This is a genomic window from Nocardioides xinjiangensis, assembly GCF_017916385.1.
Lineage (GTDB): Bacteria > Actinomycetota > Actinomycetes > Propionibacteriales > Nocardioidaceae > Nocardioides > Nocardioides xinjiangensis.
On sequence record NZ_JAFMSW010000001.1, the window covers coordinates 2,098,568 to 2,110,842 of the forward strand.

Here is a 12,275-nt window from a genome sequence, read left to right on the forward strand (position 1 = left end):
GCGTACGCCGTCTCAGGTCGCCCGCAGGAACGCCCGCGCCGCGTCCCGGGCATGGGTGACCGGGTCGGCCGGCGTGCCTCGCAGGAGGCTCGCGAGCACGCCGTTGTAGAGCAGGAGCACGACCGCGGTGAGGGCGTCGGGGTCCGGGTGCCGGGTCTCGCCCGCGAGCCGGCGCAACCGGGCGGTGAGCGCCCGGGTGTCCTCGGCGACGAGCTCGAGGGCCGGGTCGGCACCGTCGCTGGGCGCCGCGCGCTCCGAGGCGGTCGCGAGGAAGCAGCACCACTGTGTCGGCTGGGCAGCGGCGCGGAAGGTCGCGATCGCGTCGAAGATCGCCAGCACCCGGTCGGCGGGCGACGCGGCAGCCTCGACGGCGGCGTCCCAGTGCTCCGTCCACGCGGCGAGCCGTCGGGCGAGCACCTCGCGCAGCAGGTTGTCCTTCGAGCCGAAGTGCTTGTAGAGCGTCACGACCGCGACGCCGGCCTCGGAGGCCACCCGGTCCACCCCGGTGACCGCGATGCCGTCGCGGAAGAACAGCGCCTCTGCGGCGTCGAGCACACGCGCGCGCCGCTCAGCCGTCGGATCCACGCAGGTACTGTAACGCCCGTTATGGCAGGATCGTTTCACCTCGCGGGCCTGGGCGCGGCGGTCGCCGGCATGCTGCTCATCGCCGCGACCTACGGACTGGCGCGGTTCGGCGTCGGCCTCCACGCGCCCGGCCTCGCGGCGACTCGCCCCCAGCTGGCGGGCGTCCTCGGCTGGGCTGCCGCGGCGCAGTTCCTCTCGTACGCGACGGCCGCCGTGGTCGCCGCGAGGCTGGTCGACCAACGGCCGCGGGCGGGACTGGTGGTCGCCGGCGCCACCGCGACCGCGGGCTGCGTGGGCGTCGCGGTGGCGACGCACCCGGCGGCGTTCGTCGCTGCGGTGGTGGTTGGCGGCATGGCCGGAGGGTTCGCCTCGCCCGCCCTGGTCCCGGTGGTGGACGCCGTCACCGCCCCCGCGCGCGCAGGCACGGCGCAGTCGCTGGTCAACGCCGGCACCGCCGTCGGGGTCGTCGCGGCCGGCGCGACGGCGGCCGCCTTCAGCTCGACGACCGCCGCCTGGCTGGCGATGGCAGCGGCGTGCGCGGTGGCCACGCTCGTGGCGTGGTGGCCCGTCCGGTCGCGCGAGGACCTCGCCGCCGCCGCAGGCACCCGACCCGCCCGCGGTGCCGTCCGGAGGCGAGCGCTCGCGGTGCCGGCCGTGGCGGCGGTCGTGGTGGGCGCCGGATCGGCACTCACCTGGACCTTCGGGCCGCTGCTGCTGACCGAGGCCGGCGTCCTGCCGGCGAGGAGCGTGGGCGAGCTGTGGACGGCGCTCGGTGTCGGCGGCCTCCTCGGTCCGCTCGCCGGGGTGCTGGTCGTACGAGCCGGGCTACGGGGAGCCTGGGCCCTCTGCTCGGCCGCGCTGGCGCTCGCCAGCGCGGGGGTGGGCGTGGCGGTCCCGACCGACGACCGGTGGCTGGCCCTGGTCGCGATGGCGGCGTTCGGAGCCGGCTACATGGCGATGTCCGCGGTGCTCATCCTGTGGGCTCGGCGCGCGTGGCCGCGGCGCTCGGGTGCCGGCACGTCGGTGCTCTTCGTCGCCCTGGCGACCGGTCAGGCCCTGGGGTCGGCTGCGTTCGGGGTGGCACGGTCCCACGCCAGCACCCCGTGGCTGGCCGCGGTGGCAGCGTGCCTCTGCGCGGCCGGTGCGGGCATCGGCCTGGTCGGTCGTCGCGCCGCACCGCGGGGCACGGTGTCCCGACACCGGGGCTAGACGTCGACCAGCCCGCCGGCATCCACCACGACGACGCGCGCTCCGGACAGCGAGGGGCGTACGACGTACGCCCGCCCGCTCAGCACGCGGAGCGTGGCGCCGTCGAGCACCGCCGTGCTGTCCTCGCCCAGCCCCAGCGCGACCGGCGAGGCGCCGGCGGCCACCTCGGACACCAGCCGCCCGAGACCGGTGAGCCCGCGGTCCAGCGCCGCGACGGGACCGCGCACCGCGCCCGAGCCGGGTGTGCCGAGCCCGGTGACTGCCCGGCCGGCCACGACCTCGTCGTGACCGGTCGCCCACGGCGCCCGGAGCAGAGCCGAGGCGGTGGTCGATGCGTCGGTCGTGAGGAGCGTCGCCATGGGGTGCCTCCTGGTGGTGAGGGGGTCGGGGGAGGGCCTGCACACGATCGTGCGGGACCGCGCTTGCGCGAGGCTTGCGCCCCGACGGCGTCCGGGCGGGCCGGTCGGGGTCGCAAGGCCGGCGCAAGCACTCCGCAAGGCCGCCGGCACACGCTCCTCCGGTCACCCACTCACGAAGGAGAGCACGTCCGTGTCCACCGCCCCGCCCAACACCCCTTCGAACGCCACCCCGAGCGCCACCTCGAACGCCACCCCGAACGCCACGTCAGACCCGTCCGTCCCCGACCCGCACCTCGGCGGGGTCTGGGAACGCGTCGCCGCCCGCGTCGTCGACCACGTCCTGGTGGCGGTCGCCTGCGCCCTGCTGCTCCTGCCCCTCGCGTCCGTCGGGGCCCTGCTGCCCCAGCCGGGCGGGTACCTCCTCGGCGCCGTCGGGACGCTCGTCGCGTCGGCACTGACGGTGGGCTACTTCACGGTGCTCGAGTCGCGCGACGGGCAGACGCTGGGCAAGCGGCTGCTGGGGCTCCGGGTCGTCGACCACGCCGGCCGGGTGCCGACCCGCGAGCAGGCGCTGCGCCGCAACCTCTGGACCGGCCTCGGCGTCGCCGGCGTCGTCCCCGTGGTCGGAGGCCTCGTCGGCGCGCTCGCCACGACCGTCGCGGTGGTGCTGATCCTGCTCGGCGTCCTGTCCGACGTCGCCGAGCGGCGCGGCTGGCACGACCGGCTCGCCGGCGGCACGCGCGTGCTCCACACGCGCTGACGGTCCTCGGCGCGCTCCGGAGCGCTCGGAAACGACCTGCGGGCACGGTTCACCCTCGGTACTCTCCCTCCCGAACCGAGGGGGACGTACATGGCTCACACAGCCACAGGTGTGGAGTTCCGGGTGCTGGGGGCGCTCGAGGCGCACCTGGACGGGACGCCGGCGCGGGTCACCGCGGCGCTGCAGCGCGAGGTGCTCGCCCAGCTGCTCGCCGCGCAGGGACGCTGGGTCAGCGACGAGCTGCTCGTCGACTGCCTGTGGCCGGAGCACCCTCCGGAGGGCGCCATGGACAACCTGCGCGCGCTGGTGTCCCGCCTGCGTGCACTGCTGGACCCCGGCAAGAGGGGCCTCATCGCCCGCGAGCCGGGCGGCTACCGCCTCTCCCGCGAGCTCGCGGTGGTCGACGACGCCGTGCTGGAGGAGGCGCTGGAGGGCGGATCCGCAGGACCCCGGTCCGCCGCGCAGCGGATCGACCTCCTCGAGCGCGCGCTGGCGACCTGGCGGGGTGAGCCGTACGCCGGACTCTCGGACCGCGGGCACGTCGCGGTCGAGCGTGCGCGACTGCTCGCGCTGCGCGAGGAGGTGCGCCTCCAGCGCCTCGCCGTCCTGCTCGACGCGGGGCGGACCTCGTCCGTGCTGCCGGAGCTGGAGCGGCTCACCGTCGAGGCGCCGACGCACGAACGCGCGTGGGAGCTGCTGGCGCTGGCGCGCTACCGCGCCGGTGACCAGGTGGAGGCGCTGGCGACGCTGCGCCGGGCCCGCGCCCTGCTGCTGGACGACCACGGCCTCGACCCCGGACCCCGGCTGCGCCGGCTCGAGGCGGACATCCTGGCGCAGGACCCCGCACTCGACCTCACCGCGCCGGACCTCCCCGCCTCGGATGTCACCGCCTCGGACCGCCCAGCGCCGGACCGCCCCGACGCGTCCTCGGTCGGCGCCCACGCGGTGTCCTCGCCGGACGGGACCGGAGGCGGCGCCGGCGCGCCGGCCTCGCCCGCCCTGCCTCGCCCGCTGACGTCGTTCGTGGGCCGTGACGGCGAGGCCGCCGAGCTGGCGTCGCTCCTCGCCGACCACCAGCTCGTCACCGTCGCCGGCGTCGGCGGCATCGGCAAGACGCGGCTCGCGATCGAGGTGGCCTCCCGGCACGGCGACGCGTACTTCGTCGACCTCGCCGCGGTCCGCGAGGCCGACCGGCTGGCCGACGCCGTGGCCGAGGCCCTCGGGGTGCTGCCGACGGGTGGTGAGGCCGGACTGCTGGCGGCCGTCGGCGGACGCGACCTCCTGCTCGTCCTGGACAACTGCGAGCACCTCGTCGGCGAGGTGGCGGCACTCGTGCAGCGCGTCCTCGGCGCGGGGGCCGGCCTGCGCGCGCTGGCGACCTCGCGCGTGCCGCTCGGCGTGGAGGGTGAGCGCGTGCTGAACCTCGCGCCCCTCGAGGCCGGCTCCGCGGGCGTGGACCTGTTCCTGCAGCGCGCCGGCACCGCCGGCGCCGAGACGTCCGGGCTGCGGGACGCCGCGCTCGTGGAACGCATCTGCCGGGGCCTCGACGGGGTCCCGCTCGCCCTCGAGCTGGCGGCGGCGCAGTGCCGCGTGCTGAGCGTCCACCAGGTCGCCGACGAGCTCGACGAGGGCTTCGAGCTGCTCACGACCCCGGCGGCCGAGCGCGGCGAGGGCCGCTCCCTCGAGACCGTCATGACGTGGAGCGTGGAGCGCCTGCGCCCCGACGCGCGGCTCGCCTTCGAGCAGTTCTCCGTCTTCGAGGGCGGCTTCGACCTCGCCGCCGCCCGCGCCGTGCACGGGAGGGGCGGCGTCGTCCACCTCCTCGTCGAGCTGCTCGACGCCGGCCTGATCGTGGTGACCGACCACCGCGAGGGGCGCCGCTACCGGCTCCTCGAGCCCCTCCGCGCGCTCGCCCGGCGGACGGCGAGCGAGGAGGTCCTCCGTGGGGCCCGTGACGCCCACGCCCGCTGGGTCGCCGACCTCGTGACGGCGGCCTCCGGGGAGCTCCGCGGCCAGCACGCCGCGGCCTGGTTCGAGCGCCTCGACACCGACCTCCCCAACGTCCGCGCGGGGCTGCGGCACCTCGTCGACACGGGCGCGTGCGACCTCGCGCGAGCCGTGGCCGGCGGCATGGGCTGGTTCTGGTACCGCCGCGGCCAGGTGGCCGAGGGTCTCGCGCGGTACGCCGAGGTGCTGGCCATGCCCGTCGCCGAGGACGACGTCGAGGCCAGGTGGGACCTCGGTCGGTGCCAGATCGGCGCCGGCATGCTCCACTACCTGTCGGGCGACGTCCCGGAGCTGCTCGCGCTGGGCACGGCGGCCGCCGCGTCCGCCACCGCTGCCGGCGACGCGCAGACCGCGGCGCTGAGCACCGCGTACCTCTCCTACTTCAGGGCCTACTCCGGCGACCTCGCCGGCTCGCGGGAGGCAGGGGCGCAGGCGCGCAGCCTGGCCGGCTCGGCGCCCGACTGGGTGCTGGCCGAGGTCCTGATGGTCGAGGGCCAGCTGCTGCGCGCCATCGGCGACCACGAGGGCGCCGCCGACACGCTGCAGCGGGCCACCGCGATCGCCGACCAGCACCACCACGGGTGGGCGGTGGGCTCCACGCTGTGGATCGCCGCGAAGGTCGCGTGGGACAGGGGCCGCCCCGAGGAGGCGCTCGAGCACGCGACCCGCGCCGCCGTGCGGCAGCGCTCCGACGGCGACGTGACGTCCTGGCTGGTCTCCCTGCACGTGGCGGCCGGCTGTGCCGCTGCCTGCGGTCGAGCGGCCGAGGGCGCGAGGCTGCTCGGGGCGGTGCGGGCGCGCGCCGCCCAGGTCGGCTTCTCCCCCGAGGTGATGGACCCGCTCGACAGCCCGCGCACCGTGTCCGCGGTCCGTGACGGGCTGTCGCCCGACGAGCTGGAGCGCGAGACCGCGGCGGGAGCCGCGCTGGGGGACCGCGAGCTGCAGGACCTGCTGGGCTCGCTCGCGGGGGAGACGGCCGCCCTGTCCTGACCGCCGACGGGGCTGGCTCAGCCCCGGCGTGCCAGCGCCGCGTCGACGGCGGCCGGGGACAGCACCGACTCCAGCGCCAGGCGGACGCAGCCCACGAGGCCGGCCCGGTCGCCGTACGTCGCCGGCACGACCTGGAGGTCCCGCCCGGCCAGCGCGGTCGTGGCGCCGAAGAGCGCCTCGCGGAGGCCGGCGGAGAAGGTGTCGAAGGCGCCCGCCATGTCGCCGCCCACGACCACGACGCGGGGGTTGAGCACCGTGACGGTGGCGGCGAGCGCCTCCCCGATGTGCCGGCCGGACTCGCGGACGACGGCACGCGCCCGGCCGTCGCCACGGACGGCCCGCGTGACGAGGTCGCGGACGTGGTCGACCTCGGCGCCGGCGCCGCGCAGCCGCTCGACCAGCGCCCAGCCGCTCGCGACGGTCTCCAGGCAGCCGCTCTCCCCGCACCGGCACGTCAGTCCGGCGGCGGCCGGAACCTTGACGTGCCCGAGCTGGCCTGCGGCGTCGCGGTGGCCACGCACCAGCCGGCCGTCGGCGACGAGCCCGACGCCGATGCCGGTCGAGGCCTTGAGCACCAGCGCGTGGTCGCGCTCCCGCAGCGACGACCCGGCGTCGGCCGGGCGCGACACCGGCAGCTGCGAGAGCGCCATGACGTTGATGTCGCTGTCGAGGACGAGGGGGGCGGGCGTCACCTCGGCCAGGTGGGGACGCAGGGCCACGCCGTCCCACCCGGTGAGGGCCGGGGAGTCGACGCTCGTGCCCGCCACCGGGTCGACGGTGCCGGCCAGCGACATCCCCACCCCCCGCACGTCGTCGCCGGTGCGCCCGAGCTCGCCGAGCATGCGGTCGAGGTGGGCGACGACCACGGGCATCAGCACGTCCGGGCCCTGGCCCGCCTCCTGATCGACGCTCACCGCGGCGAGCTCGCGCCCTCGCAGGTCGCACACGGCCAGCTGTGAGCGGCTGCGCCCCACCGCGACCGCGAGCACGAGGCCGGCGTCGCCGTTGAGGACGAGGGTGGTGGCGGGCCGTCCGCCGGTCGCCGACTCCTCGTCCCCCTCCAGCACGAGCTGCGCTCGCGCGAGCGCCGCGAGCCGGGCGTTCACCGCGGTGCGCGAGAGGCCGGTGACCCGCCCGAGGGCGCCGCGGGTGGTGGCGCGGCCGGAGCGGATGTGGGCCAGGACCTCCCCCGCCGTCGCGGGGGCGCCGGGGGCAGGCGGGGGGCTCGCGGGCGACGTGCTGGCTGCGGTGGGCTCGGTGATCGGCTCGCTGGTCGGCATGGTGACCGGCATTGTGGCACCTGCCGATATGTCTCGAAAAGTCCGAAGTTCGGTTGTCGCGCTGCGGAAGTGTCCGTACGGTACGGCGCATGGACACCCACACCACGGCCGCGACCGACGGCCAGCCCGCCGTCCTCCCCGTGGACGCGTGCGACTTCACCGTCTTCGGCGGCACCGGCGACCTGGCGCTGCGCAAGCTGCTGCCCGCCCTCTACCTCCGCGACCGGGACGGCCAGCTGCCCGACGGCTTCCGCGTGATCGGCGTCTCGCGCGCGACGATCGACGACGACGGCTACCGGAGCCTCGTCGCCGGCGCCCTCCGCGAGCACGTGCTGCCGACGGACCTCGACCAGCACGTCGTCGACCGGCTGCTCGCCCGCCTGCACTACGTGACCCTCGACGTCGAGGACGTCACCGCCTGGCACCGGCTGCACGACCGCCTCAAGGACGGCGCCGCCAGCGAGGACGTGACCCGGGTGTTCTACCTCGCCGTCGCGCCGGGGCTGTTCGGGACCATCTGCGAGCGGCTCGACCAGGTCGGCCTGGCGACCGAGCACGCGCGGGTGGTGCTCGAGAAGCCGCTCGGCACCGACCTCGCGACGGCGCGTGCCGTCAACGAGGCCGTCGGCCGCGTCTTCGACGAGTCGAGCATCTTCCGCATCGACCACTACCTCGGCAAGGAGAGCGTCCAGAACCTCCTCGTCACCCGGTTCGCCAACACCTTCCTCGAGCCGCTGTGGAACAGCCGCTGGGTCGACCACGTGCAGATCACCGTCGCGGAGTCGATCGGCGTGGGGGAGCGCGGCTCCTACTACGACCGCTCCGGCGCGCTTCGCGACATGGTGCAGAACCACCTGCTCCAGCTGCTGTGCCTGGTGGCCATGGAGCCGCCGACCTACGTCGACCGCGAGACGGTGCGCGACGAGAAGCTCAAGGTCCTCCAGGCCCTGCGGCCGATGACCCCCGAGCTGGTGGACCGCGACACGGTCGCCGGTCAGTACGGCCCGGGCCTCTGCGCCGGCGAGCCCGTGCGGTCGTACGCCGACGAGGTGGGCCACCCGACCAGCACCGAGACCTTCGTGGCGCTGCGGACGGAGGTGCAGAACTGGCGGTGGGCCGGCGTCCCGTTCTACCTCCGCACCGGCAAGCGGCTGCCCGAGCGCGTCTCGGAGATCGTCGTCGTCTTCAAGGAGCCGCCGCACGCGATGTTCCCGCACAGCGAGGGGACGACCGAGGCCAACCGGCTGCACATCCGCGTCCAGCCCGACGAGGGGATGCGGCTGCACATGACGGCCAAGGAGCCCGGCCCCGGCGGGATCAGGCTGCGTCCGGTGTCGCTCGACCTCAGCTACGCCACCGCGTTCGGCGCGCGCTCGCCCGACGCCTACGAGCGGCTGCTGATGGACGTTGTGCGCGGCAACACCACGTTGTTCATGCGGCGCGACGAGGTCGAGGCCGCGTGGACGTGGGTGGCGCCGATCCTCGACCGCTGGTCGCAGCCCTCGCACACTCCCCGCCGGTACCCCGCCGGCACGCACGGCCCCGTCGCCGCCGCCACGCTGCTCGAGCGCGACGGCCGATCCTGGCAGGAGACAGAATGAGCCGCACCAGCGTGAACCCGGTCGTCGCCGAGGTCACCGAGCGCATCGCCCGCCGCAGCGCCGGCACCCGCGCCGCCTACCTCGCGCGGGTCGATGCCGCCCTCGACAAGGGTCCGGCCCGCGGGCGGCTGGCCTGCGCCAACCTCGCGCACGGCTTCGCCGCGGCCGAGGAGCCGATGAAGGCGGGCCTGCGCGCCGGTCGCAAGCCCAACGTGGCCATCGTGTCGTCCTACAACGACATGCTGTCGGCCCACCAGCCGTTCCGCGACGTGCCCGAGGTGCTCAAGAAGTCCATCGTGCGCGCCGGCGGCCTCGCCCAGTTCGCGGGCGGCGTGCCCGCCATGTGCGACGGCATCACCCAGGGCCGGGCCGGCATGGAGCTGTCGCTGTTCAGCCGCGACCTCATCGCGATGTCCACCGCGGTCGCGCTGTCCCACGACATGTTCGACGCCGCGATGATGCTCGGCGTCTGCGACAAGATCGTGCCCGGGCTGCTCATCGGGGCGCTGTCCTTCGGCCACCTGCCCACGATCTTCGTCCCGGCCGGGCCGATGACCTCGGGCCTGCCCAACGGCGAGAAGGCGCGCGTGCGCCAGCTCTACGCCGAGGGCAAGGTCGGTCGCGAGGAGCTGCTCGACGCCGAGGCGGCGTCGTACCACTCGAAGGGCACCTGCACGTTCTACGGCACCGCCAACAGCAACCAGATGCTGATGGAGGTCATGGGGCTGCACCTGCCCGACGCGACGTTCGTCAACCCCGGTACGCCGCTGCGCGCGGCCCTCGACCGCGCCGCGGGCGAGCGGGCCGTGGCCATCACCGCGTCGGGCGGCGAGCCCACGCCCGTCGGGCACCTCGTCGACGAGAGGGCGATCGTCAACGCGTGCGTCGCGCTGCTGGCCACCGGCGGGTCGACCAACCACACCATGCACCTCGTCGCGATGGCGGCCGCCGCCGGCATCACGCTCACGTGGGACGACCTGTCGGACCTCTCGGCGGCGGTCCCGCTGCTCACCCGGATCTACCCCAACGGCTCCGCCGACATCAACCACTTCGTGGCCGCCGGCGGCACGCCGTTCCTCGTGCACACGCTGCTGAAGCACGGCTACCTCCACGACGACGTGCTGACGGTCTCGGGCCGCGGGCTGTGGCGCCACACCCGCGAGGCGCGGCTCGACGGCGACGCGGTCGTCTGGGAGGAGGGACCGAAGTCCTCGCTCGACACCGACGTGCTGCGCCCGGCCGACGACCCGTTCGCCCCCGACGGCGGGCTGCGGATGCTCTCGGGACGGCTCGGCCGCGCGGTCGTGAAGACCTCGGCGGTGCGTCCCGAGCACCGCGTCGTCACGGCGCCGGCGATGGTCTTCGACGACCAGGCCGACTTCCTCGCCGCCTTCGCCGAGGGGCGCCTCGACGGCCGCGACCTCGTCGCCGTGGTGCGCTACCAGGGTCCGGCCGCCAACGGCATGCCCGAGCTGCACAAGCTGATGCCGGCGCTCGGGGTCCTGCAGGACCGCGGCCAGCGCGTCGCGGTCGTCACCGACGGGCGCATGTCCGGGGCCTCGGGCAAGGTGCCGGCGGCGATCCACGTGACGCCCGAGGCGGCGCTCGGCGGCCCGCTCGCACGGGTCCGGGACGGCGACCTCGTCACGGTGGACGCCGAGGCCGGCCTGCTCGAGGTGGACGTGCCCGACGCCGAGCTCGAGCACCGACCGGCGACCGGGCGCGCCCCGCACGACGTGGAGTGGGCAGGCACCGGGCGCGAGCTCTTCTCCGGCTTCCGGGCCATCGTCGGCACCGCGGAGACCGGCGCCAGCGTGATCCGTCCCCTGCCCGCCCCCACCCAGGAGGCCCCCGTTGTCCAGCCCGTCTGAGTCGCTGCTGTCGCTGGTGCCGGTGGTGCCGGTCGTCGTGATCGACGACCTCGCCCACGCCGTGCCCGTCGCCCGGGCGCTCGTGGCCGGCGGGCTGCCCGTCGTCGAGCTCACGCTGCGCACGCCGGTGGCGCTGGACGCGATCGCGGCGATCGCCGCCGAGGTCCCCGACATCCTCGTCGGTGCCGGGACGGTGGTGTCGCCGAGCCAGGTCGAGCAGGCGGTCGAGGCCGGAGCCGGGTTCCTGGTCTCGCCCGGCTCGACGCCGAGCCTCCTCGCGGAGATGTCCGCGTGCGGGCTGCCGTTCCTGCCCGGCACGGCGACCGTCTCCGAGGCCATGGCCGTGCTGGAGGCCGGACGCACCGAGATGAAGTTCTTCCCCGCCGAGGCGTCCGGGGGCGCGGCGTACCTGAGGTCCCTCGCCTCGCCGCTCCCGGCGGCGAGGTTCTGCCCCACCGGCGGGATCACGGCGGCCACCGCCGCGTCGTACCTCGCGCTCCCGAACGTCGGATGCGTCGGCGGGTCCTGGCTGACGCCGGCCGACGCGCTGGCCGCCGGCGACTGGGACCGCGTCCGCGCCCTGGCGGCAGAGGCGGCGGCGCTGGGCACGTCCGGCTCCTGACGGGACCCGGGACAGGAGGTCCCCGGGGCCGTCGGCGCTCGCCCGTGGGGCGGTAGCGCCGCTCGCAGATCCCAAAAATGGGTGACAGCCTCGCCCCGGTCCTGTGCCTACGGTGGTCGCTCAGTTGGCGATTCCACGTGGGGAAAGCATGGGCGACGAGCGTCGAGAGGTCCCCGCGACCGTCCTGGCGGTCGTGGTAGGGCTGCTGGCGGGTGTGGGCGTGGGCGCCGTCGCGGTGCTGGCGTGGGTCGGCGGGATCGACCCGGAGGACCCGGCGCCTGCTGGCGACGAGTCCACCTTGACGGGTCTGGGCGGCCCCTTGGGCGATTCCGAGCCGACCGCCGACGTCCCGGCGGACTCCACGATGCAGCGCTGCGTCAGCGCCGCTCGCGCCCTCGAGGCGCCGCTCGAGGCCGCGGGGGCGGCACTCGAGCAGTGGGGCGTGCACATCCAGGCGATGAACGACCTCGTGGTCGGGGAGATCAACCTCCAGCAGGCGCGTGAGTTCTGGGACCGGACGAGGGTGGTCGCGCGACGCCGCGTCGACGACTACGACAGCGCCTGGACGGCGGTCCGGCAGGAGGGTGTGGACTGTCCATCGCCCCGCCTCGCGCCCCCCGATCCGGCCCTGCGGCCGTGCATCGGCCAGGTCGCGGCGCGGATCCGGGTCCTCGAGGCGGCTGCGACCTCGATCCGCATGTGGGACCACCACGTCCGGGACATGGAGATGCTGCGCAGGGGCACGCTGTCACCCGGCGAGGCCACCGCCATGTGGCTCGCCACGTGGCAACGCGGCGACCGGGGGTTGAACGCCTACCGCGAGGCTGCGCGCGACGAGCGGGCACACGACGGATGTCTCGAGGAGGCGACCTCGGGCTGACGGATGTGGGTCAACGTCATCGGATGGACCGGTGGTGGCCGTCGGGCGGAGTCCGCGGCGCCGTCGGGTCGAGAGCACTGGGTCGTCTCGACGGGGGCGCGACGCCCCTGT

10 protein-coding genes are annotated in these 12,275 nt (G+C 75.6%); 7 read left to right on the forward strand and 3 right to left on the reverse strand.

Features of this window, described 5'->3' with window-relative positions:
- Positions 1-12: 12 nt before the first annotated feature.
- The gene (locus tag J3P32_RS09860; protein ID WP_210439601.1) at positions 13-585 is read right to left on the reverse strand and encodes a TetR/AcrR family transcriptional regulator; all 573 of its coding nucleotides are present in this window, start codon (positions 583-585) and stop codon (positions 13-15) included.
- A 21-nt stretch (positions 586-606) separates the two neighbouring features.
- Between J3P32_RS09860 and J3P32_RS09865 the strand changes: the two genes are divergently transcribed.
- The gene (locus J3P32_RS09865; protein WP_210439602.1) at positions 607-1,794 is read left to right on the forward strand and encodes an MFS transporter; all 1,188 of its coding nucleotides are present in this window, start codon (positions 607-609) and stop codon (positions 1,792-1,794) included.
- Here J3P32_RS09865 and J3P32_RS09870 read toward each other — a convergent pair.
- Positions 1,791-2,153 (reverse strand): hypothetical protein, encoded by a 363-nt coding sequence (locus J3P32_RS09870; RefSeq protein WP_210439603.1) that lies wholly within the window; start codon positions 2,151-2,153, stop codon positions 1,791-1,793. The genes J3P32_RS09865 and J3P32_RS09870 overlap by 4 nt on opposite strands.
- Positions 2,154-2,343: 190 nt before the next feature.
- Between J3P32_RS09870 and J3P32_RS09875 the strand changes: the two genes are divergently transcribed.
- Positions 2,344-2,913: an RDD family protein gene (locus tag J3P32_RS09875; protein ID WP_210439604.1), complete on the forward strand. Its 570-nt coding sequence runs from the start codon at positions 2,344-2,346 to the stop codon at positions 2,911-2,913.
- A gap of 90 nt (positions 2,914-3,003) precedes the next feature.
- Positions 3,004-5,910, forward strand: a complete 2,907-nt coding sequence (locus J3P32_RS09880) for an AfsR/SARP family transcriptional regulator (RefSeq protein WP_210439605.1) — start codon at positions 3,004-3,006, stop codon at positions 5,908-5,910.
- Positions 5,911-5,927: 17 nt separating this feature from the next.
- On the opposite strand, the gene J3P32_RS09885 is transcribed toward J3P32_RS09880, so the two are convergent.
- On the reverse strand, positions 5,928-7,190 hold the full coding sequence (locus J3P32_RS09885) for an ROK family protein (protein WP_210439606.1): 1,263 nt from the start codon (positions 7,188-7,190) through the stop codon (positions 5,928-5,930).
- A gap of 89 nt (positions 7,191-7,279) precedes the next feature.
- Between J3P32_RS09885 and zwf the strand changes: the two genes are divergently transcribed.
- The 4 genes from zwf (at position 7,280) to J3P32_RS09905 (ending at position 12,164) form a co-directional block, all read left to right on the forward strand.
- A complete protein-coding gene (gene zwf, locus J3P32_RS09890) occupies positions 7,280-8,791 on the forward strand; it encodes a glucose-6-phosphate dehydrogenase (RefSeq protein ID WP_210439607.1) in 1,512 nt (503 codons plus the stop codon).
- The gene (gene edd / locus J3P32_RS09895) at positions 8,788-10,662 is read left to right on the forward strand and encodes a phosphogluconate dehydratase (RefSeq protein WP_210439608.1); all 1,875 of its coding nucleotides are present in this window, start codon (positions 8,788-8,790) and stop codon (positions 10,660-10,662) included. Before zwf ends, edd begins: the two co-directional genes overlap by 4 nt.
- Positions 10,646-11,284: a bifunctional 4-hydroxy-2-oxoglutarate aldolase/2-dehydro-3-deoxy-phosphogluconate aldolase gene (eda, locus tag J3P32_RS09900; protein ID WP_246850031.1), complete on the forward strand. Its 639-nt coding sequence runs from the start codon at positions 10,646-10,648 to the stop codon at positions 11,282-11,284. The genes edd and eda overlap by 17 nt, the downstream gene beginning before the upstream one ends.
- Before the next feature lie 148 nt (positions 11,285-11,432).
- A complete protein-coding gene (locus J3P32_RS09905; protein ID WP_210439609.1) occupies positions 11,433-12,164 on the forward strand; it encodes a hypothetical protein in 732 nt (243 codons plus the stop codon).
- Positions 12,165-12,275 lie beyond the last annotated feature (111 nt).